We start from the raw sequence: 22,910 nt of genomic DNA on the forward strand, positions 1-22,910 counted from the left end.
GTCTATGGGCAAGTGCCGACATTGGTTGCGGGTCGGGATGGTGCTGCTTGTCTTGTTACCGGTTTTGGCGGGGACCGGGACGGCGGGGGAGGCGATTGGGAAGGACAAAGTGTGGAATATCGCCCACCGGGGAGCCTCCGGACATGCACCGGAGTCGACGCTTTCCGCCTATCAAATGGCCCGGCGGATGGGGGCAGACTGGGTGGAGTTGGACCTGCATCTGACAAGAGACGGGCAGCTGGTGGTGATCCATGATCAGACAGTGGATCGGACCACAAACGGAAAAGGGCCGGTACGAAGGTATACACTGGCACAGCTGAAACAGTTGGATGCCGGCTCTTGGTTTGGAAAAAAACATCCCCGTAAATGGAATCCGGAATTTCAGGGGCTTCGTATCCCCACTCTGGAAGAGGTTCTCCGACTCAAGAGGGGCAAAATCCGTTTCAGCATCGAGATCAAAAAGGGATCCGCCGGACCCGAGTTGGAAGGGAAACTGATCCGCATGTTGGAAAAGCATCGTCTCCTGCCCGGAAAGGGGGAGACACCCCAAGTGATGATCATCTCCTTTGACCGGGCCAGCCTGAACCGGGTTCATCAGTTGATGCCCCGGGTCCCGCTGATCCAGCTCTTCCATTATCGGGAGGCCGGCTACCTCTCCCCCCGAACTTTTCGCCATATCGCCGCCTATGCCGACGGAATCGGCTATGATCACCGGCGGATGAGCCGGGAAGATATCCGCCGGGCCCACCGCCACGGACTGGTGATCCATCCCTATACCGTCAACCACCCCCAGGACATGCGCCGATTGATCCGCTGGGGTGTCGACGGAATCGTGACCAACTATCCGGATCGGTTGAACAGGGTCTTAAACAAGGACGAAGGATGAGGCGGAATTGAATCATCGGATACCAATCTCCCGATCATGCCACAACCTTCTATCAAATCACATCTCCCTCAACGAGAGGATCACAACCCTGTCCCTGGTTTGATCCAAACATCCCAACTTCTGTTACCCGATCCTTGCCCGTCGGTCACGATCTGCGATTAAAAAATCCCAGTGTCCCAACCACCGGTTGGTTCACTGGGATTTCTGTCAGTCTCGCTGGCTTCCTCCTTGCTCCCGCAAGGTGGGGAACAGGAGGACATCACGGATGGAGACGCTGTCGGTGAGGAGCATCACCAGCCGGTCGATGCCGATGCCGAGGCCACCGGTGGGGGGCATCCCGTATTCCAGGGCTTCCAGGAAATCCTCGTCCATGGGATGAGCTTCATCATTACCCTGGGACTTTTCCCGGACTTGAGCTTCAAAGCGCTCCCGCTGATCGATGGGATCATTCAGCTCCGTGAAGGCGTTGGCATGCTCCCGGCCGACGATGAAGAGCTCAAAACGGTCGGTGAACCGCGGATCTTCCCCGTTCTTCCGGGCCAAGGGGGAGATCTCCACCGGATGTCCGTAGACAAAGGTGGGCTGGATCAGCTTCTCCTCCACTTTCTGTTCAAAGAACTCATTGACAATATGGCCGAAGGTCATGCCCGGCTTCAATTCCACGCCATGTTCCCGGGCCAGCGAACGGGCTTCCTCATCGCCCACCTCCTGCCAGAAGTCGATGCCGGTGTGTTCCTTCACCAGATCCACCATGTGTTTGCGAGCCCAGGGCTTGCCCAACTCGACGGTGTGTTCCCCGTAGCGGAGGGTGTCGCTCCCCAGCACTTCCCGGGTCACATGGGTGATCAATTGTTCAGTCAGATCCATGATGTCATGGAAGTCGGAAAAGGCCTCATACAGCTCCAGCATCGTGAACTCCGGGTTATGCCGGGTGGAGATGCCTTCGTTGCGGTAGACCCGGCCGATCTCGTATACCTTCTCGATCCCGCCGATGATCAGCCGCTTCAGATGAAGCTCGATGGCGATCCGGAGATACAGTTCCATATCCAAAGCGTTGTGATGAGTGATAAAGGGACGGGCTGCTGCACCGCCGGGGATGTTATGAAGAGTGGGGGTCTCCACTTCCAGATAGCCCTGGCTGTCCAGATACCGCCGAATGGCGCTGATAATGCGACTGCGGGTGATAAAGGTGTTTTTCACTTCCGGATTCATGATCAGATCGAGATATCGTTTGCGATAGCGGAGTTCCACATCTTTCAACCCGTGGAACTTCTCCGGCAACGGCCGCAGGGATTTGCTGAGAAAGGTGAGTTCTGTCGCTTTGACACTGGTCTCCCCGCGATTGGTCTTGAAGACAGTCCCGGAGATACCCAACCAGTCCCCCAGATCGGCGGTGGAGAAGGTTTCGTAGGCCTCTTCCCCCACCTCATCCTTCCGGATATAGATCTGGATGCGCCCGGTCTGATCCTGCAGATGGGCAAAGGATGCTTTTCCCTGTTTCCGTTTGGCCATCAGCCGGCCGGCGATCACTGCCGCTTGTTGTTTCTCCTCAATCTCCTCTTTGCTCAAGGCATCAAAAGCATCGAGAATCCCCCGGGCAGTATGGGTACGTTCAAATTTACGGCCGAAGGGATCAAGCCCCCGCTCCCGCAGGGTGTCCAGCTTGTCCCGTCGCACCTGAAACAGTTCGTTCAGCTCTTCTCCTTGGCTCATGGTAACCATCTCACTCCTCCAAAGCGGCAATGCTCCGTTATTCTCCTGTATGGTCAAAATCGGTCCGTTTCAATCGAGGAAAGCCGCCGTCACACGGCGGCCGACTTCCATTCCAAAGGTTTCTAGGCGGGCTGTTTTTCGGAACGCTTTTCCATCTGCTCCACAAACCCCGTCAAAACCCGGGCCATCCCTTCCCGGGTGGTCTGCTCGTTCACCTGATCTTTGATCCGGGCGGCCCCCCGCATCCCCCGAAGGTACCAGGAAGCATGCTTTCGCATCTCCCGGACGGCCACTTCTTCCCCGCGGAGATTGATCAGCCGGTCCATGTGCAAGAGGGCGATCTCCACTTTTTCCTTCGGTGTCGGTTCGGGAAGTAACTCTCCGGTGGACAGGTAATGAATGGTCCGGTACAGCATCCAGGGATTGCCCAGGGCCGCACGGCCGATCATCACTCCGTCGCAACCGGTGGTGTCCAGCATCCGTTTCGCATCCTGGGGGGTCTTGATGTCCCCGTTGCCGATCACGGGGATCTTCACCGCTTCTTTCACTTGTCGAATGATATCCCAGTCGGCTTTGCCGGTGTACATCTGTTGCCGGGTGCGCCCGTGAAGAGAGACGGCTTGGCCCCCGGCCCGTTCCACAGCCTTGGCGTTTTCCACAGCGTAGATATGGTTTTCATCCCAACCTGTGCGCATCTTCACCGTCACCGGTTTGTCGACAGCCTCCACCACAGCGGAAACCATCTCTTCGATCTTATTGGGGTCCAGAAGCCAGCGGGCACCGGCATCGCAGTTGACCACCTTGGGGACCGGACAACCCATGTTGATATCGATGATGTCGGCATTGGTCTGTTGGTCCACGACCCAGGCCGCTTCCACCAGGCTCTTCTTATCCCCGCCGAAGATCTGGAGGGAGAGGGGTTTCTCCCGTTCGTCCACCATCAGCATCTTCTTCGTCCGGGCGTTTCCGTGCAGGATCGCCTTGTCGCTGACCATTTCCGCACAGACGAGGCCGGTGCCAAACTCGCGGGCGATCAGGCGGAATGCCGGATTGCAGACACCGGCCATCGGGGCCAACACCACATTGTTCTCCGTCTCCACCGGTCCGATCTTCAGTTTCATCGGTTTCATCTAAGACACCTCCTTTACTCGCTGAATCCGTGCTGTCGGGTCGGTCGGGGTTAGGTTTTACATATCAGCGACAAAGTTCTGACGATCCAAAGATGCTCCATGCGAAACCCAACCCTCCCTGTGAATGGCTTTTTCACTATGCTCCTAGGTCACTTGCTCCAGGGAGATGGAGTCGCGGATCGGAACCACATCCTTGGGGGTTCCCATCACTTCCCGCCACTGGAGGACGGTTTTTCCCGTTCCGGGAATAATAACCTCCCCCGCGATCTCAGACAAGGGAATCAGGACAAAGGGACGCTCCGTCATCCGGGGATGGGGAACGGTCAGCCGGTCTTCCCGGAGGATCCGGTCGCCGTACAAGAGCAAGTCCACATCGATGGTGCGCGGGCCCCATCGCACCCTACGCACTCGGTGAAGTTCCTGTTCCACCTGCAACAGCACCCCGAGGAGAGCTGTCGGGGATAACGTCGTCCGGATTCCTACACACAGATTGAGAAAGTGGGGTTGGTCAAGGAAGCCCACCGGTGCTGTCTCATACAGCGAAGAGAGGTGAGTGAGTTGAATCCCTTCCCGCCGGTGCAAACGGCGAAGAGCCTCCTCCAGATGGAGCCGGCGGTGTCCCAGATTGCTTCCCAGACCGAGGTGGGCGGTCACTGCTTGGCTCATCGGGTCTGTCTCCGGCGGATCTCCACCCCGACGGAGCGATAGTGGCCCGGGATCGGCGGATCCGGCTTGGTGACCCGGACCCTCACCTCTTCCACCGGAAAGCCGGCCAACAAACGATCCGCGATCCGTTCCGCCAGAGTTTCCAGCAAGGCGTGGGATCCCCCCTCCATCTCAGATTTCACCGCTTCATACACTTCGGCGTAGTTCACCGTTTGCCGGAGATCGTCCGTCTCTGCCGCTGCTTTGAAGTTCAGGCCCAGTTCCAGATCGACGAGGAACCGCTGCCCCAGCCGTTTCTCCTCGGGAAATACGCCATGATAAGCATAAAAAGCCATTCCGTCGAAAAAGATCTTGTCCATCAAAGATCCCCTCCTGCGGAAGCATTTACCATGGCATCGGTCATGCGGCAGACCCGGACCATCTCCTTCACATCATGGACACGCACCATCCGACAACCTTTGGCGATCCCCAATGTGACCGTGGCTCCGGTGCCTTCCACCCGCTCTTCCACCGGCAGGTCCAAAGTGCGGCCGACCAGGGATTTGCGGGAAGTGCCGAGGAGAACGGGAAAGCCCAGTTCCACGATCCGCTCCAGATGATTCATCACAATCAGGTTATGCTGGTGGGTCTTGCCAAATCCGATTCCCGGGTCCAGGATGATCCGCTCCTCTTTGACCCCCGCCCTCCGGGCGATGGCCACGCATTCCATCAGGTCGTGACAGATCTCGTCCAGCAAGGAGTCATAGCGGGCCACCTCCCGGTTGTGCATCAGGATCACCGGCACATCCAGCTCCGCTGCGGTTCGGGCCATGTCCGGATCCTTTTTGAACCCCCACACATCATTGATCAGTCGGGCCCCCGCTTCCACTGCCTGGCGGGCCACCACTGCTTTGGTCGTATCGATGGAGATGGGAACGTCGATGGTTTGGGACAGTTCACGGATGACGGGAATCACCCGTGAAAGCTCCTCCTCGGGGGAGACGGGGGTGTACCCCGGCCGGGTGGATTCGCCACCCACATCGATGAGGTCGGCGCCATCGGCCACCAGTTGCCGGGCGTGGCTCACCGCCTGCTTCAGCCGGGTGAACTTTCCGCCATCGGAAAAGGAATCCGGAGTAATGTTGAGAATCCCCATCACCACAGTTCGTCGGTCTGTAGGCAACGTGTGAGCACCGGCCTGGATCGGTCGAAAGGGATTCAGTGTCGTTTGCGTCATAGATTCTCACCTCCATATCAGACGGGTGTTATATCCTTTGTTGCCGGCGAGCTCTCCCTGTCAACCCGTCGGAACCCCGGCAGAGTGACCGCGGATTTTTCGCAAAAAATTGGCCAGCAGTTGTTTCCCGTGTTGGGTGATGATCGACTCCGGGTGAAACTGGACCCCTTCCAAGGGGAGTTTCCGGTGCCGGATCCCCATCACTTCCCCTTCCTCTGTCCAGGCGCTCATCTCGAGCGCCTCCGGCAGACTCTCCTTTTCCACGATCAGGGAGTGATAGCGGTTGGCCTGAAAAGGGGAGGGGAGCCCTTCAAACAAGGTGTTTCCGTCATGGATCACCGGGGAAGTTTTTCCGTGCATCAGCCGTCCCGCCGGAACCACCCGGCCCCCGTAAGCTTGGGCGATTGCTTGATGGCCCAGGCAAATCCCCAGCATGGGAATCCGATCACCAAACTCCCGGACGACCCCCAAGCTGATGCCCGCGTCATCGGGAGTGCCCGGTCCCGGGGAAATCAGGATCGCTTCCGGACTCAGCTCCCGGATCCTTTGGAGGTCGATCCGGTCATTGCGGACCACTTGAATCTCTTCCCCCAATTCCCCGAGGTACTGGACCAGGTTGTAGGTGAAGGAATCATAGTTGTCGATCATCAATATCATCTTACTCGTCTCCTCTCGTCTCTCGCTAATCTCGACTCCCATCTCACGAACCCGTTTCATGTTGGGATTGATTGCACAAAAGTCCTCCCCTCAGTGTACAATAAATCTCCCCGCGAAAAAAGGTGTTCCCCCTCCTCCCTTCTCAGTCCAAACACCGTTTTCCACAGGAAAAAGCCCCGCTCACGCGGGGACGTCCGTCCTCACTCTTCAAATTGGTATAGTTGAGTAGTCAAGTAGCGTTCCCCGTTGCTGGGGATGACAGTCACCACCCGTTTCCCTTCCCCCAGTCGGCGGGCAATCTGCATTGCGGCGGCTATGGCGGCGCCAGAGGAGATCCCCCCCAGAATCCCTTCCTCCCGGGCCAGACGGCGGGCCCATTTAAAAGCTTCTTCATTGTCGACAGTAATCACTTCATCGTAAATCTCCCGGTCCAGAATCTCAGGAACAAATCCGGCACCAAGTCCCTGGATTTTATGGGAACCGGGCTGTCCACCGGAGAGGACCGGGGAGGCGGCAGGTTCCACAGCGACGATATGAATGCCGGGAATCTGCTCCTTCAGGACCCGTCCGGCACCGGTGATGGTTCCGCCGGTACCCACCCCGGCCACAAAGGCGTCAATCTTGCCATCCATCTGCTTTACAAGCTCCGGCCCAGTGGTCTCTGCATGAATTTTTACGTTGGCCGGGTTGTTGAACTGTTGGGGCATGAACACATCCGGCCGGGAGGCGGCCAACTCTTCCGCTTTGGCGATGGCTCCTTTCATCCCTTCGGCCCCAGGGGTGAGCACCAGTTCCGCTCCATAGGCCCGCAGGAGATTGCGCCGTTCCGTACTCATCGTATCCGGCATCACCAGGATCGCCCGATATCCCTTGGCCGCAGCCACCATGGCCAACCCGATTCCCGTATTCCCGCTGGTGGGTTCCAGGATCGTATCCCCCGGTTTCAATTCCCCCCGTTTTTCCGCGTCTTCGATCATGCTGAGCGCGATCCGGTCTTTGACACTGCTCCCCGGGTTAAAATACTCCAGTTTCAGATAGATGTCCGCATCTGACTTGCCCACGATTCGATTCAATTTTACAACAGGAGTTTCCCCGATCAGATCTGTAATGCTGTTGGCAGCTCGCATAATGGCCTCCCTTTTTAACCAAGTAGTTCGGTTGGTATTTATGACTTTATCGTATCAATCCGCCCACCCTGTGTCAATTCCGAGTTGGAGACAGGATTTCTCCTGTATTTTCTTCTTTCTCCGCCGAACTCATGCCCAAAAAACGGCCCGAGTCCACGGGGGACTGGACCGCTCGCCTCATGTTTTCATTTGGCCTCTTCCAACAGTTTCTCCAGATCTTGCTTGGGCACCCGATAGACTTCATTGCAAAAATGGCAGATCACTTCCGCCGAACCCTGCTCCTCAATCAATCGATGCAATTCTTCTTTACCCAGACCGCGCAATGTATGGTCGATCCGCTCCCGGGAGCAGTGGCAACGGAAAGTGAGGGGTTGCTTGTCGGTGATCTTCAAGCTGTCCCCCAAGATCCGGCGGAGGAGATCCTCAGGACGGTCTCCTCGATCCATCAGTTGAGTGACTGAAGGAAGATGCTGGATCCGTTGTTCCAATTCATCGATCAACCGCTCTTCGGCGCCGGGCATCAGCTGGATGATAAAACCGCCGGAATGGAGGATTCCCCCATCCGGTGCCACCAGTACCCCCACTCCCACAGAAGAGGGGATCTGTTCGGAGGCGGTCAGGTAATAAGTGAAATCATCCCCCAGCTCTCCGGAGACCAAGTTCACACTCCCCCGATAAGGCTCCCGGAGGCCCAGATCTTTAACCACATTCAGGGTTCCTTGACCCACAGCACCGCCCACGTTCAACTTTCCTTGGGCATTGTTGGGCAGATCCACTGCGGGATTTTGCACGTAGCCCCGGACCTTCCCCCCAGCCTCCACATCGACGATGATATGCCCCAGGGGACCATCCCCCTGGATCTGAATCGTCATTTTATCCGAGTCGTTTTTCAACATCATCCCCATCATCGCCCCCGCCGACACCGTCCGTCCCAAGGCGGCACTGGCCACGGGCCAGGTTTGATGACGCTTCTGCATCTCATTCACCATCCCGGTGGTCACACAGGAAAAAGCCCGCACCAAACCTTGATATGCAGTTCCCCGGATGGCATAATCCGTTGTTCCGGTCATTTGAAATCCTCACTTTCCCGACAACTGTGAAAAAGAACCCCGCTCTCCGGGGTCCGTGATCCTCGATCCTCAACTTTGATTCCGTTCGTAAATCCTTTTCAATCCCTTCAATGTAAGCAGGGGGTCCACCACATCAATGGTGCGGGTCTCAGCACAGATCAGTTCCGCCACCCCCCCGGTGGCCACCACGGTCGGCTGTTTCTTCATCAAGGCTTTCATCCGGGTGACAATCTCGTCCACCGCTCCCACATAACCGTAGTAGACTCCGGCCTGAACCGCCTTGATACTGTTTCGTCCAATCACGCTCCCGGGATTGACGATTTCCACCCGGGTCAGCTGGGAGGCCTGCTGGTACAAGGCCTCCGTGGAAATGGTGATCCCCGGGGTGATAGCTCCGCCCACATAGTGGCCCGCCTCATTGATAAAACAGAAGGTGGTCGCCGTTCCGAAATCGACCACGATCACGGGGGCCCCGAACCGCTCAATGGCGGCAACAGCGTTGACGATGCGGTCGGTCCCCACCTCCCGGGGGTTTTCATATTGTATATTGAGTCCTGTCTTTACCCCGGGACCGACGATCAACGGCTTCACATGAAAATATTTTCGGGTGAGCAGTTTCAGGACATGGGTGAGAGGAGGAACGACGGAACAGATGATAATTCCGTCGATCTCCTCCAACCGGATCCCCACATGTCCAAACAAATTTTTCAGACGCATTCCGTACTCATCTTCTGTGGAATGCTTGTCCGTTTGGACCCGCCAATGATACAGCAGTTCATTCCCCCGGTATATGCCGAAAACAATGTTCGTATTACCGACATCCATTGCCAGAAGCATTTGCCAGTTCACCCGCTTTTGGGAGCAAGATCACAGGAGTGAATCATTATCAAAACAATCCCGACACCCTTCCAGCAGCGTCCACGTCCATTCCGAGGGCGGCCGGTTTTTTGGGCAGACCCGGCATGGTCAGCATATTTCCAGTGAGAGCAACCAGAAAGCCTGCTCCCACAGAAGGGGAGAGCTCCCTCACATGGAGGGTGAAATGCTCCGGACGCCCCAGCAACGTCGGATCATCGGACAGGGAATATTGTGTCTTGGCCATGCAAATCGGCAACCGATCCCAACCGTTGGCTTCGATCTCCCCAATTTGTTTTTCTGCCTGGGAACTGTATTCCACCCCCTCCGCCCCGTAAACCTGACGGGCGATGGCCGCGATTTTGGTCCGGATCGGTTGGTCCGGATCATATAGAAATTGCAGACGGGATGAGCCTGATTCCGCCAACTGGACTACCTTTTTGGCGAGGTCTTCCCCGCCGGCACCGCCCTGCTCCCAGACTTCCGTCAGGGAGACGGGGACCTTTCGCTCTTCGCACCACTGGCGGATCAAATTCAATTCTTCCTCCGTATCCGTGGGAAAGCGATTGATCGCGACCACGTGGGCCAGACCGAAGTTCCTCATCGTCTCCAAGTGGCGTTCCAGATTGGGCAAACCCTGACGCAGGGCGGTGAGATGAGGAGTCTCCAGATCCTCCTTCGCCATCCCTCCATGCATTTTCAAAGCCCGGACCGTGGCCACAACCACCGCGACATCGGGCCGGAGACCACCGACGCGGCTCTTGATATGGAGGAACTTCTCCGCTCCCAAGTCCGCCCCGAATCCCGCCTCCGTCACTGTGTAATCGGAGAGTTTCAGCGCATGGCGGGTGGCGATCAGGCTATTGCAACCGTGAGCAATATTGGCAAAGGGACCTCCGTGGACAAATGCCGGCGTGTTCTCCAGTGTCTGAACCAGATTGGGACGAATCGCATCCTTCAGAAGAAGTGCCGCCGCTCCCTGCACCCCGAGGTCGGCCACGGTCACCGGGGAACCGTCAAAACGATAGGCGACAAGGATCCGGCTGATCCGGTCCTTCAGATCTTCCAGATCTTGAGCCAGACACAGGATGGCCATCAGCTCAGAGGCCACGGTGATGTCAAATCCGTCCTCCCGGGGCATTCCGTGAGCTTTCCCTCCCAGTCCCACCACAATATGGCGCAGAGCCCGATCGTTCAAATCCAGTACTCGCTTCCAGAGGATGCGCCGGGGGTCGATCCCCAGTGAATTTCCATGATGAATATGGTTGTCGATCACTGCAGAAATGGCGTTATGGGCGGAAGTGATGGCATGAAAATCCCCAGTGAAATGAAGGTTGATATCCTCCATGGGAATCACTTGGGAATACCCGCCGCCGGCGGCTCCCCCTTTGATCCCCATACTGGGACCGAGGGAGGGCTCCCGAAGGGCGACAGTGGCCCTTTTTCCAATCCGGTTGAGTCCCTGCCCGAGACCGACCGTGACGGTTGACTTTCCTTCTCCGGCGGGGGTGGGGCTGATGGCGGTGACCAGGATCAACCGTCCGTCAGGGCGGGATTGGATCCGTTCCCAAACTCCCGGGGAAATCTTGGCTTTATACTTACCGAACAGTTCCAGGTCCTCTTCCTCCAGCCCCAATCGGGCAGCAATCTCTCCGATCGGTTGCATCTTTGCCTTTTGGGCAATTTCGATATCACTGGGGATCCGCTTCTCCGTATTTTTGGTCACCAATTCAGTATGCTCCTCCCATCCCTATTCAAAAAACGGCTGAATGCTCTTAGGGTTAGGTTATACCGATCTTCCCACTTTTACGCAACTCCCGGGCCTTATTTGAATCATCTGTCTCCTCCTGTATCGGAAAACACACCCCTATAAAGTTCCGGCTACAGTCTCCTCCTCGAGCAACCGTCCTCCTGTCCTGTTTTTCATGGCCCATTTTACCATATCCATTTCCGGATCGTCGATAAACCCTCATTCTCCGCGCAGACTTCGGATAAAAAAGATGCCCGCAAGGGGCATCTTTCTGTCCAGCTTGTTATTTCCCTTCATCCTTGGGATCCTTCTCGCTTCCGGACCCCTCCGAGTCCGACTTACCCTGAATATGCACATCGATCGGTTGGTCCAACTTTCCGTTTTCCATCAATTGACGAATCTCGTCGGCATCCAGAGTTTCTTTCTTGTAGAGAGTTTCAGCGATCAATTCCAGTTTGTCCCTTTTTTCGTTCAGGATGTCTTTCGCCTTCTGATAACATTTGTTGATCATTTCCTGCATTTCCTGGTCGATCTCGTAGGCGATGGCATCGGAGTAATTCTGCTCATGGCCGAGATCCCGACCCAGGAAGACCTGGCCCTGACTGCGCCCGAACTGCATCGGGGCCAGTCGCTCGCTCATCCCGTATTCGGTGATCATGCTGCGCACAATACTGGTCGCCTTTTCAAAGTCATTGTGAGCTCCGGTGCTCACCTCACCCAAGACCACTTCTTCAGCGGCACGACCTCCCAACAGTCCGGTCACCCGGTCCAACAGCTCGCTTTTGGTCAACAGCATCCGATCTTCCTTCGGAAGCATCACCACATATCCCCCTGCCTGGCCCCGGGGAACAACGGTAATTTTATGGACTGTTTCCGCATGCTCCAGGAAATACCCCACCACGGCGTGACCGCCTTCGTGATAAATAATCGTCTTCTTTTCCTTTTCGCTGACCACCCGGCTTTTCTTCTCCGGCCCGGCGATCACCCGGTCGATGGCTTCCTCCACCTCAGCCATGGTGATTTTCTTTTTGCTGCGACGGGCCGCAAGCAGTGCCGCTTCGTTGAGCAGGTTTTCCAGATCGGCTCCGGTGAACCCGGTGGTGCGCTGGGCGATGGTTTTCAGTTTGACATCCTCTGCCAGGGGCTTGTTCCGGGCATGTACTTTGAGCACTTCTTCACGACCCTTGACATCCGGACGGTTGACCGTGATCTGACGGTCAAAGCGACCGGGACGGAGGAGGGCGGGATCGAGGATGTCCGGACGGTTGGTGGCCGCCATGATGATAATCCCTTCATTAGCACCAAATCCATCCATCTCCACCAGCAGTTGGTTCAATGTCTGCTCCCGCTCATCGTGACCGCCGCCCAAGCCAGCACCCCGCTGACGTCCCACAGCGTCGATCTCATCGATAAAAATGATACAAGGAGCATTTTTCTTCGCCTGTTCAAACAGATCACGAACCCGGGAGGCCCCCACTCCGACAAACATTTCGACAAAGTCGGAACCGCTGATGCTGAAGAAGGGAACTCCCGCTTCACCGGCAACGGCCCGGGCCAAAAGGGTTTTACCGGTACCCGGGGGTCCCACCAACAGCACTCCCTTGGGGATCCGAGCTCCCACGGCGGCAAATTTGCGAGGGTCCTTCAGAAAGTCGACCACTTCCACCAACTCGGTCTTCTCTTCATCGGCTCCCGCCACATCCGCAAAGGTGACTTTCTTCTTCTCCTCGTTGTACATCTTGGCTTTGCTCTTGCCGAAGTTCATCACACGGTTACCGCCGCCCTGGGCATTATTGAGCAGAACAAAGAAAAGAAGAAGAATGATGGCAAAGGGAACGATCGAAGTGAACAGCGTGATCCAGATGGAATCGCTCTTCGCCTTCTCAACTGTCGTATTGACGCCGGCCTTTTTTAGGTCCTGAATAACGGTGCTACCTTCTCCGTAGGGACCGTTGGTCGTAAACGTCTTGTTGACCCCTTTGCTATATTTCCCTTCAATATGATAGGTGCCCCCTTCCGGACGCACGGTCGCTTCCGAGATCTTGCCCTGTTCCAGCTTCTTCTGGTACTGGGTGTAGGTTAACGTCTCCGTCTCCGTTCCGGGGTTCCATAAAAGATTTACGATCCCGACGGTGACAAGGATGAGTATTATATACAATCCGGAATTCCGGAAGATGGTTTTCATCCTTGGCCTCCTCTCAAAAATACCACTTTCATTATTTTACCACACGGGATTATGGGTCACAACTTCTCTTCAGTCACTGTAAACACTCTTTTTGAGCACACCGATATAAGGCAGGTTCCGGTATTTTTCCGCATAGTCCAACCCGTAACCCACCACGAATTCGTCGGGAACCTTGAAACCGCAATAATCGGGCTCCAGACCGGTGGTGCGTCGAGCGGGTTTATCCAACAGTGTTGCCACTTTGACGGAAGCCGCATTCCTGCGGCGCAATAGATCAAGCAAATAACTCAATGTCAATCCGCTGTCGATGATATCCTCCACCACGATCACATGGCGTCCTTCCACAGCCGTGTCCAAATCCTTCACAATCCGGACGACGCCGGAGGAAGAAGTGGAAGCTCCATAGCTGGAAACCGCCATGTAATCCATCTCCAGTTGGGTGTCAATCGCCCGGACCAAATCACTCATAAACGGAGCCGCCCCCTTCAGCACACAGATGCAGAGGGGGTTTAAGCCGCTGTAATCTTTGGTGAGCCGGGCACCCAGTTCCTTCACTTTTTCCCGGATGTCAGATTCGGACAACAATACTTCTCGGATGTCTTCGTGCATGGAAACCTCCTGGAAACAAAAGTATGTATGCGCATTTTCCACATTTGCATCAAGGCTCCCCCTCATCCGGAGCATCATTCGCCCACTGCCACTCCAGGCACAGGAAACGACGTGTTTCATCCGTTACTCTCGCGTATCCGGAACGGACCACACCGGGAACCCAAATCACTTCCTCCCCACAGATGAGCAAAGGAATTCCGTCACGGAGACGGCGGGGAACTTTGGTATCGATCAGGGCTTCCTTCACCTTTTTTGTCCCGTTCATGCCCAAGGGGCGAACCCGATCTCCAGGTCGCCGCGGACGTACGACCGGGGCTGTTTCCAGTTGGTCGAGGTCGAATACAGCGCGCTCCTTCGTCAATGGAAAGGGGGGATGGGAGTCGGTCCAAACCCGGATTCGACCGGCGGGACAGCGTACCTCCCCCGGAATCGGAAGCCGGACGGGAAGCACTTTTTCCCCTTCATCCCAGGACGCTGACGCTGCCTTCAGGATCCGGAGCCGTTGGTAGATCCGCTCCGCCCGGACACCTCCGGGAAGCGAAGTTTCCCCCGAAGGGTCCATCGACATGGCCAGTCTCCGGATTCTTTCCACTGCGTCAAGGGTGACTGTTTCATTTTCATCATCTTCCTCAAGACAATTTAATATTAGTTTAATCACCCTTCTTTGTAAAGCAACTCCCAGCTCCATCAGTATCCCAATATCCACCTCAACCCATTGCTGTCCGCTGTCGGTGATGACACGAAGCGCTTCCTTTTCCGTTATTTTTTTCCAATATTTTTCTTCATCTGCCGCCAAGTGTGCCAATTGGAAAAGCGCTTCCTTGACCCGGGAATTGTAACTCTCCAATCCGGGAAGAAGGTGATGCCGGATGCGACTCCGGGTGAAGCTGGGATCCCGGTTGCTCTCATCGAGACGGGGGTTGAGCCCATATCGGGTACAATAGGCTTCCACATCGGAGCGCCATACTTCCAACAGAGGACGAACGATCCTAAGCCCCCTCCATTCCCGGGTGGCCGGGATCCCGGCCAATCCAGCAGGTCCGGTTCCCCGGATCAGTCGCATCAGCAATGTTTCCACTTGATCATCTGCTTGATGGGCCAAGGCGAGGCACTCCGCGCCGATCCTTTGAGCTGCCCTCAGAAAGGCGGCGTAGCGAAGGCTCCGGGCCAGCGCCTGTTTATTTCCACCTTTTTGCGCGATGACTTTTTTGACCTCCACCTGTTCCACCTCACAGGGAATCTCCCAGCGATCACAGCAGGTTCGAACATACTTCTCATCTGCTTGGCTATTTTCCCCCCGCAAGCCGTGATTCACATGTACTGCCGCCACTTTCCACCTGTGAGAGGAAGCGATCCGGCAGAGGGCGTGAAGGAGTGCGATGGAGTCCGGACCGCCGGAAACTCCCACCAGCACCGAGCTCCCCTCAGGAAGCATGTGATGGGATTGAATCGTCTTTTTCATCTGCTCCAGCATCTTCATCCTCCCGCTCTTTTTACACCTTCGGCACATATAAAGCAGAAAATCCCGGGGAACCTACCCCGGGTAATATACCCTGTGAAGCCCGGCTGTGATTATCTATTTATCAGGGGAGAGGGAGCGTAACGACGCAACCCATACATCCTGGGCAAGTTCCTGCTTGAGATCCTTTGCCCTGGTCTCTTTGCAACCGTTCATAACTCCCTTCACATCCATTTTCAGGTAATTAACAGCCGACTGTTGAGCTTTTTTCAAGAAGGCCGACCTCGACCTTAGGGCCATTGTAGCCTATTTGCAAAAGCAGATTCAATTGCGGAAAGCTCTTTCGGAACATCCGTCACAAACCCGCCACATGCTTCCGCCCGACCCGATTCACCCCTGGAATGCGAATGGTGGCCCATTCGGGCACATAGGTTTCCACCTTGGACACCACCACGGTCATGTCATCTTCGATCTCCCCGTCATGATGCCGGATCACTTGCTCCAACAGACAGTCAGCAAATCCCTGGGGATCCTTGGTCTTGATCTCGGTGATCAACCGTTTCATGCAGGCTTCCTTGTTAGAAGCGTGACGTGGGGCGTCATATATGCCGTCGGTCATCATCACCACCAGATCCCCCGGCTGCAGTTGAAACTCCACCGGCTCCACATCAATATCGTTCAGAATCCCCAAGGGCGGGTTTCCGGCGGAGATCATCATCACCTCGTTCCCCCGTTTGACAAAACCAGGGGTGGATCCGATTTTGAGAAAGCGGGATCCGGCTGAATTCAAATCAATCATGGCCAGATCAATGGTGGCGAACATCTCGTCAGTCGATCGCAGACTCAGAATCGAGTTGATCGTCTCCACCGCCTTTTCTTCCTTTACCCCGGATTGGAGCAATTTCCGCAACAGCTGAAGAGCCGCACTGGACTCTTGTTGGGCCCGGGTTCCGTTTCCCATTCCGTCGCTGATGGCGACGGCGTATTTTCCGGTTCCCACGTTCATGTAACAATAGCTGTCACCGGATAGCCAGTGTCCTCCCTTGGCCGCTCCGGCCACCCCGGTTTTCACTTCAAAGCGTTGGGCGGACCCCAAGGTGACCACCGCTCCCGCTGACCGTCCCTGAACCACCTTGCGTTGAACGGTGATCGGTTCACCCACGATTTCGGTCACCAGCGGCGCCACCAGCTTCCGGCACTCATCCAGAGCGTCGCTGTGAGGTAAGGTGACCTCTATCTCCACTTTCCCTTCTTCCAGGTTGATCACCTCCACTCGCTGAATGGACAGGCCCAGATCCTCCAACGCCTGATGTATCTGCTCCTCCTGAGCTGCCATCACATGGGTTTCGTTTCGGATCTCCTCCGCCAACCCTTCCATCACCTCGGAGACCCCTTCCAACTGTTCCGAGACGATGCGGCGTGTCTCTTTCAGTTTGTCCCTCCACAACATATCCTGCTCATACGTACTGTAACCTTCCCGGATCAGATGGAGCACCTTTTCCGCCTTGACACAGTGTTCTGACCAGGACCGGGGAACACGGAGTGCCTTCTCCGGCCCGTTCAACTCCACCATGGCCATCAGATCGGTCATCCCATTGTAGGTGGAGACAAATTTTTTCTCCCAGCACTGTCGATACAGGTGGCAGGTCCGGCAGGAACGGTCCATCACTCCGTCGATAAACCGGTTCATGTAATGTTCATCATCATTTGGACTCCCTGTGGCATCCTCCTGGAAACTGCGGGCCATTTCACTGAACAGTTCTTTGAATTGTTCCACTTTGGCAGCTGTGACATCACGCAATCGCCGGGTATACTCCTGACGGGCCAATTCGTTTTCCGGGGTGCCCGGGACCCATCGGGCGATGGTATCCACCGCTCCCTTTGGAGTGACGAGAAAGAGAAGCATGGCCAAGACCGTCTCCTGCAGGGAGATCCAGACCTCATCAGTGCCCCCTCCGTAGAGAGTGAGGACAAGGGTGCCCAATACAAATCCGATCGCCACCCCCCATCGCTTTGCCTCCTTGAACAGTCCCGCCAACAATCCGGCAAAGGCCAACAAGCTGATTTGAGCCATGGCCTTGGGATCAGCCAGACTGAGAATCATTCCTGTCACAACCCCCACCGATGCTCCCAACATTCCGCCTCCAACCAAGGCCAACACCATGATCAGATACCGGGAAGCCACATGAACCACTGACAGATCGCTCACCTTCCATCCCAGCATCCCGGTGACCACCGAGCCCGCCAGGATCACCAGACAGACGATCTCCTCATGGCGAAGGGAGAACTTCTTCTTCCGCAGGGTGAACAGTGGCAATGATTGTACGAAGATGAAAGTCAGAATGAAGGAGAGCAGGACATCCACTCCTGCCAAAATCCCAGTGTACGGAGTCCATCCCTCCAGATAGAGGCGAAGGAGGTGGGCCCCTGTGGCGGTGGTCAATACCACGAAAGGAGCGAAGTTGAGGTGGCCCTTTCCCATCATGTGAAACACTTTTTGCACGACCAAAAACCAGATCAACGTCCCCGCGATCCATGCCCCCTGTCCCGCCCCCAAGGTGGCTGCACCGAGAATAAGAGCGATCATGGACAGTGGCCACTGGCGCCGAGTCAGGTGAATCACGACACCCATATAAGCCAGGGCGAAGGGTGAGATCGTATCCAAAATCATCGCTCGCCCCAGGAGAAATCCCATCGCGATGACAGGGAGATTCCAGGTGTTTAAAATCCTGCTCTGCCAGCTCCGTGTCCCGGTTCGATCCGGAACCAGCTTTTGAAGAGTACGGGAAAGATAAGCCCCCCATCCGGTGGTCAACATCTGCATCGTTCATCCATCCCTTCGTCGGTTCAGCGTCCGGATGATCGGCTCGTCCGAACGTGTGGATCTTATTATAGCGAGGGATCCCGTTTAAGTTTGTCATAATTGCTGAACTTGGAAAAAAAGTTTCCGACATTTTTTCAGGCTGAAAACCCACCCCTTTCCGTTATTAAGAAAAAGCCCGTTTTCACTCCTTTCAAGGCGATGGTATGTTCCCTTTTTTGTGTCGATCCCCCACCCTCTTTCATTGCTTGTTTCTGTCGATGCGGCACGAAGAAAAGGCGTATCCGACAAAACTTCCGAAAAAAACTTTTTCGGCGACACCGGGAGGAGACAAAAAAAGACCCCCGATCCTCTGATCGGGGGCCAAATCCACCGCGGCATCCCGTCACTCCCTTAAAGGTTAATCGTGAATTCCCCGTCCCTGACCGGTCCTTCCTCCGGAACCGTCGGGCTCCTCACTTTCGGTTTGGGGAATCCGGCAGGGGAAACATCCGGGCCTCGTGGAGATACTTCGGGATAAAGGCGCGCTTGGTCTGCAGACGGATCATTTTGTCCAGCGTCCGGAGAGAGTGGACTTGCTGCCTCCTTTTCAACTGCCCCTTCTCAATGGCAGTGGCAAACTCGTCCACATCGATCAAGTGATACCTCCCATCGGGATAGACGAGTAAATCGAGCAGCAGGTCCACCATCACATAGCGCAACCGACCCACCTGCCGCATTTCCATCACGTCACAATAGTAATAAAGAAATTCCCCGGAACGGTGGAACACTTTGGAGATCGTGTAGCCTTTCTTCACAAAATAATATGTCAGAAAGATCCGCTTGCCGTCGGGGTTGGGGTACTGGGTGGCGAAGCAGTGCCGCCCTTGCCAATCCCGCACCTTTTCCGTATACGATTTGTTGATCGTCGTGAATTTGACTTTTTTTATAGTAACATCCACAATACCACTCCTACACACTCGGAAGCTCCCGAAAGCCCGAATCCGTCTTAGGATTCCCCAAGGTTTTGGCGGGCAGTACCGCGGAGTCGGATATTCCGGGACTCCTGAAGAAAAAGAAAAAAGGCGAATCAATGCCCCCTCTTCCTACGATCAAGGGCCTGAACCTCGCCTTTTCGTCTGGTAGCGGCGGAGGGTCTCGAACCCCCAACCTCACGGGTATGAACCGTACGCTCTAGCCAGTTGAGCTACGCCGCCACATCAAAAGGGGAGGAATCCGGATTTCGGGGGTTGTTCCCAAAGGAACCCGAACCCCTCACCCCGTTTTGTTCAGTTGGTTGCGGGGGCAGGACTTGAACCTGCGACCTTCGGGTTATGAGCCCGACGAGCTACCAACTGCTCCACCCCGCGTCAGTCACAAATGTAATTATACTAACCACTTGTGACTGTGTCAAGGGTTTTTTCGATTTTTTTTTAGGGGTGCTTTTTCTGCTTTTTCAGCGGGTCGGCGGATAGATAAGGTATCGGGAACGCAATTGCCGGAATTCCTTCAGCTCATTCTTCCAACTCGCCACGATCCTTTTAACCGGCACACCTGCGTCGATCTGTTTGCGGACCCGATCGGAGCCGGTCAATTTGTCAATCCAGTGGTCACTCCTCCACTGAAACTGATCCGGATACAATCGCTTTGTCTCCTGAATGAGAGTCAAGCCTGTCAATACCGGAGAGAAGGCTTTTCGATCCTCCACATGCAGCTGAACCCCTCCCACTGTCTCCCCTTCGTATTTGGAGAAAGTGGGGGTGAAGTAGGCTTCCCGGAAGGAGACTCCGGGCAATCCGGCTTGGTTCATAGCCTCAGCCAATTCCCAACCCTTGATATAGGGAGCTCCCACCAACTCAAAGGGGCGGGTGGTTCCCCTACCCTCGGACAGGTTGGTCCCTTCGATCATCCCGGTTCCGGGATAGACGAGTGCCGTCTCTGTTGTCGGCATGTTGGGAGAAGGCAGGACCCAGGGGAGGCCTGTGTCCTCAAACCGGTGCCACCGCTTCCAACCTTTCATCGGAACCACCTGGAGATCCACCGGTTCCGGCAGGAATTCCCCGTTAAACATCCGAGCGAGCTCCCCGACGGTCATTCCATGCCGTTGGGGAATGGGGTACAGACCAACAAAGGAGCTGTACTTCGGTTTCAGTACCGGCCCCTCCACCTTCACGCCTCCAAGAGGATTGGGTCGATCCAAAACGATAAATGTCTTGTCCGCCCGGGCTGCCGCTTCCATGGCGTGAGCCATGGTGTATATATAGGTATAAAAGCGGGTGCCCACATCCTGGATATCAAAAATCAACACATCCACCCCGTCAAAAAGGGGGATCATCTCCGTCGGCTCTTTTCCGTAAAGGTTGACAAAGGGGAGCCCTGTCCGCGGATCCTCATAGGATCCTGGAGTGTCCCCCGCCTGTTCCGTCCCCCGAACTCCGTGCTCGGGCCCGTACACCTTTACCACATGGATCCCCGCTTCCAGCATGGCATCCAGCCCGTGTCGGTGATCTGAAGTAACTCCTGTGGGATTGGTGATCAAACCCACCTTCTTTCCTTTGAGGCGTTCAGGATGGTCCAGGAGAAACTCCAACCCGGTCTCCACCTGCTTTTTACTTTTCTTTTTCCCGTCGACAGCCTGGGAACCGAGCAGACCGAAGATGAGGGTAAATGCCAAACCCATACTCAACCACCGCTTCCACATCCACATTTTCCCCTTTCCTCCGGGAGTCCCGCCTTCACTTTTGTCGGTATCACCCTGTCACCGAGTGTCTGATCACCCATAGCCGGCCGTCGCGAAACAATCTGAAACCAGACACACCCCTGTTGTAACCTTTGCCCGGATTCCGCATACAGTTCCCCCGGGTCCGTTTTATCGTTCCCCATTCTTCTTCTCTGAAGGGAAGTAAATTCCTCTTTTCGATTTGCAAACCGAACCCTGTATTGTAAAATGAACATTAGTTTTGGCCGAGAGTGGGGTAGGTTCACCTATGAATCTGAAAAGGCTGACACCGGTTCAGCTCCTGATCCTGATCTATTTTTCAGCATCGATCCTGGCCAGCTTTCTCCTCTGGCTTCCCGTCGCTCACCGGCCTGGGATGGAGTTAAGCTATCTGGACGCCCTGTTCACCGCAGTGAGTGCCGTGAGTGTAACCGGCCTGACCGTGGTCAATACAGCAGATACTTTCAGCCCCGCAGGGGTGATCATGATCATGGTCATGATCCAGTTCGGCGGAGTTGGGTTCATGACCGTGGGTACGTTTTTGTGGATGGCCACCGGTCAGAGAATCGGAATCCAGCGACGACGGATGATCATGCTGGACCAAAACCGCTCGGACCTGGCGGGTCTGGTTCGGTTGATGCGGGATATTCTGATCATCTCTCTGGTGATCGAGGCCATAGGTGCGGTACTGATGGGGATCTACCTTCACCTGGCCTACGACTACGGATGGAATGCCATCGCCTACGGTGCATTCAGCTCCCTTTCCGCATATACCAATGCGGGATTGGATATATTCGGGAATTCCCTGGTCGGATTCCGGAATGATCACTTCTTTATCACTCTCAACATGTTGCTGATCGTGGCCGGCGGGATCGGCTTCCCTGTTCTGGTCGAACTGAAGGAGTGGTTTGCCTCCCGGGGCCGCCGGAATTTCCGCTTCTCCCTGTTCACCAAAATCACCGTCACCACTTATATCGCCCTGCTGGTCCTGGGAGTGACGGGGTTGTGGTTGCTGGAAGGGCAACACCTGTATGCCGACCAGGGGTTGGGGCAAACTTTTTGGAACTCCCTTTTCTATTCTGTGACGATGCGAAGTTGTGGATTGACGATCCTCGATCTGAACGATTTTACGGTCTCGTCCCAACTCTTCCTCTCTTTCCTGATGTTTATCGGTGCCAGCCCTTCCAGCGTCGGTGGCGGAATCCGGACCACCACCCTGGCCGTAGTGATTCTGGCTATCTTCGGATATGCCCGGGGCCAGCGCCACATCCGGGTGTTTCACCGGGAATTGTTGGACGAAGACATCCGCAAGGCCGCAGTCATCTTTTCCATCGGCATCCTCCTGGTGGGATTGGCAACCATCTTGGTGACTGCTCTGCAACCTCACCAGTCCCTCCATACCATCATCTTTGAAGTGAACTCCGCTTTTGGCACCACCGGAGCTTCTTTGGGAATCACCTCGGAATTGACCGCCGTCACCAAGGGAATTCTCATGGTGTTGATGTTCGTGGGCCGGATCGGCCTTCTTCCGATCCTATTTTTGATTCGGGGGAAGACCCCGCCGGATCCTTACCGCTACCCCCGGGAACAACTGATCATCGGCCATTGACCGAAAACAAGCCGTCTGCATCCAGCAGACGGCTTGTACATCATTGGGGATCTGACACATCCAGTATTTCCTCACCCGGTTTTCCGTATCCCATCTTTCGCGCCAACTCGAACAAATAGTTTTCATCCTGAAGCCGGCTGATCTCCTGCTTCAACTCCCTTTGCTCCTTTTCCAATGAAGCCAGCTCCCGCCGTTTCTCCACCAAGGCCGCCTCCTTGGAGTGAACCGCTTGGGTCTGGATGATCCATTCACTCCCGCTCCAAAGGAAGAGAATGAGCATCAGGACCAACCAGATTCGCCGGCGAAGGCGGACCCGGCGCGGCAGAGGGGGGCGGCGGGGGGAAGATTCGGGAATCGACGGAGCTGATTGGGTGGAACGAAAAGAAACCACATTCTTCGATGACCCTCTATTGTCCATATTGAATCATCCTTTTTCTATACTGCACGATTCCAAGGGGG

General features: G+C 55.5%; 19 protein-coding genes and 2 tRNA genes. 2 read left to right on the plus strand and 19 right to left on the minus strand.

Going from position 1 to position 22,910, the window contains the following annotated elements:
- Positions 1-4 precede the first annotated feature (4 nt).
- Entirely contained in the window at positions 5-886 is an 882-nt protein-coding gene (locus IEV46_RS13045) for a glycerophosphodiester phosphodiesterase (protein ID WP_188432992.1), read from the plus strand.
- Positions 887-1,093: 207 nt separating this feature from the next.
- Here IEV46_RS13045 and lysS read toward each other — a convergent pair whose 3' ends face one another.
- From lysS to IEV46_RS13135, 18 genes are all read right to left on the minus strand, one after another.
- Positions 1,094-2,608: a lysine--tRNA ligase gene (gene lysS / locus IEV46_RS13050; RefSeq protein ID WP_373284615.1), complete on the minus strand. Its 1,515-nt coding sequence runs from the start codon at positions 2,606-2,608 to the stop codon at positions 1,094-1,096.
- Positions 2,609-2,721: 113 nt separating this feature from the next.
- Positions 2,722-3,729 carry a tRNA dihydrouridine synthase DusB gene (dusB, locus tag IEV46_RS13055; RefSeq protein WP_188432993.1) on the minus strand — a complete coding sequence of 336 codons (1,008 nt, stop codon included), beginning with the start codon at positions 3,727-3,729 and terminating at the stop codon, positions 2,722-2,724.
- A gap of 144 nt (positions 3,730-3,873) precedes the next feature.
- The gene (gene folK, locus IEV46_RS13060; protein WP_188432994.1) at positions 3,874-4,395 is read right to left on the minus strand and encodes a 2-amino-4-hydroxy-6-hydroxymethyldihydropteridine diphosphokinase; all 522 of its coding nucleotides are present in this window, start codon (positions 4,393-4,395) and stop codon (positions 3,874-3,876) included.
- Positions 4,392-4,754 carry a dihydroneopterin aldolase gene (folB, locus tag IEV46_RS13065; RefSeq protein WP_188432995.1) on the minus strand — a complete coding sequence of 121 codons (363 nt, stop codon included), beginning with the start codon at positions 4,752-4,754 and terminating at the stop codon, positions 4,392-4,394. Before folB ends, folK begins: the two co-directional genes overlap by 4 nt.
- Positions 4,754-5,611, minus strand: a complete 858-nt coding sequence (gene folP, locus IEV46_RS13070; RefSeq protein WP_188432996.1) for a dihydropteroate synthase — start codon at positions 5,609-5,611, stop codon at positions 4,754-4,756. The genes folB and folP overlap by 1 nt, the downstream gene beginning before the upstream one ends.
- A 60-nt stretch (positions 5,612-5,671) precedes the next feature.
- A complete protein-coding gene (locus IEV46_RS13075; protein WP_188432997.1) occupies positions 5,672-6,268 on the minus strand; it encodes an anthranilate synthase component II in 597 nt (198 codons plus the stop codon).
- 200 nt (positions 6,269-6,468) lie between these two features.
- A complete protein-coding gene (gene cysK, locus IEV46_RS13080; protein ID WP_188432998.1) occupies positions 6,469-7,395 on the minus strand; it encodes a cysteine synthase A in 927 nt (308 codons plus the stop codon).
- 185 nt (positions 7,396-7,580) lie between these two features.
- Positions 7,581-8,465, minus strand: a complete 885-nt coding sequence (gene hslO / locus IEV46_RS13085; RefSeq protein WP_188432999.1) for an Hsp33 family molecular chaperone HslO — start codon at positions 8,463-8,465, stop codon at positions 7,581-7,583.
- Between the two features lie 69 nt (positions 8,466-8,534).
- On the minus strand, positions 8,535-9,302 hold the full coding sequence (locus IEV46_RS13090; protein WP_188433000.1) for a type III pantothenate kinase: 768 nt from the start codon (positions 9,300-9,302) through the stop codon (positions 8,535-8,537).
- 49 nt (positions 9,303-9,351) lie between these two features.
- Positions 9,352-11,049: a formate--tetrahydrofolate ligase gene (locus IEV46_RS13095; protein ID WP_188433001.1), complete on the minus strand. Its 1,698-nt coding sequence runs from the start codon at positions 11,047-11,049 to the stop codon at positions 9,352-9,354.
- 304 nt (positions 11,050-11,353) lie between these two features.
- Positions 11,354-13,255 carry an ATP-dependent zinc metalloprotease FtsH gene (gene ftsH / locus IEV46_RS13100; RefSeq protein WP_188433002.1) on the minus strand — a complete coding sequence of 634 codons (1,902 nt, stop codon included), beginning with the start codon at positions 13,253-13,255 and terminating at the stop codon, positions 11,354-11,356.
- A gap of 69 nt (positions 13,256-13,324) precedes the next feature.
- Positions 13,325-13,864, minus strand: coding sequence for a hypoxanthine phosphoribosyltransferase (gene hpt, locus IEV46_RS13105; protein WP_188433003.1), 540 nt, complete (start codon positions 13,862-13,864; stop codon positions 13,325-13,327).
- Between the two features lie 49 nt (positions 13,865-13,913).
- A complete protein-coding gene (tilS, locus tag IEV46_RS13110; protein ID WP_188433004.1) occupies positions 13,914-15,338 on the minus strand; it encodes a tRNA lysidine(34) synthetase TilS in 1,425 nt (474 codons plus the stop codon).
- Between the two features lie 340 nt (positions 15,339-15,678).
- Positions 15,679-18,147 carry a stage II sporulation protein E gene (spoIIE, locus tag IEV46_RS13115; protein WP_188433005.1) on the minus strand — a complete coding sequence of 823 codons (2,469 nt, stop codon included), beginning with the start codon at positions 18,145-18,147 and terminating at the stop codon, positions 15,679-15,681.
- 452 nt (positions 18,148-18,599) lie between these two features.
- Complete coding sequence (locus tag IEV46_RS13120) at positions 18,600-19,085, minus strand: DUF402 domain-containing protein (protein WP_188433006.1); 486 nt, start codon at positions 19,083-19,085, stop codon at positions 18,600-18,602.
- A 178-nt stretch (positions 19,086-19,263) separates the two neighbouring features.
- Positions 19,264-19,340 (minus strand) — tRNA-Met (locus IEV46_RS13125).
- A 77-nt stretch (positions 19,341-19,417) separates the two neighbouring features.
- Positions 19,418-19,493, minus strand: a tRNA-Met gene (locus IEV46_RS13130).
- Between the two features lie 86 nt (positions 19,494-19,579).
- Positions 19,580-20,830 (minus strand): exo-beta-N-acetylmuramidase NamZ family protein, encoded by a 1,251-nt coding sequence (locus tag IEV46_RS13135; protein WP_188433007.1) that lies wholly within the window; start codon positions 20,828-20,830, stop codon positions 19,580-19,582.
- Between the two features lie 280 nt (positions 20,831-21,110).
- Between IEV46_RS13135 and IEV46_RS13140 the strand changes: the two genes are divergently transcribed.
- Complete coding sequence (locus tag IEV46_RS13140; RefSeq protein WP_188433008.1) at positions 21,111-22,451, plus strand: TrkH family potassium uptake protein; 1,341 nt, start codon at positions 21,111-21,113, stop codon at positions 22,449-22,451.
- Positions 22,452-22,491: 40 nt separating this feature from the next.
- Here IEV46_RS13140 and IEV46_RS13145 read toward each other — a convergent pair whose 3' ends face one another.
- Positions 22,492-22,869: an FtsB family cell division protein gene (locus IEV46_RS13145; RefSeq protein WP_188433009.1), complete on the minus strand. Its 378-nt coding sequence runs from the start codon at positions 22,867-22,869 to the stop codon at positions 22,492-22,494.
- Positions 22,870-22,910 lie beyond the last annotated feature (41 nt).

Source organism: Kroppenstedtia guangzhouensis (assembly GCF_014637345.1).
In the GTDB taxonomy this organism is placed as follows: domain Bacteria; phylum Bacillota; class Bacilli; order Thermoactinomycetales; family DSM-45169; genus Kroppenstedtia; species Kroppenstedtia guangzhouensis.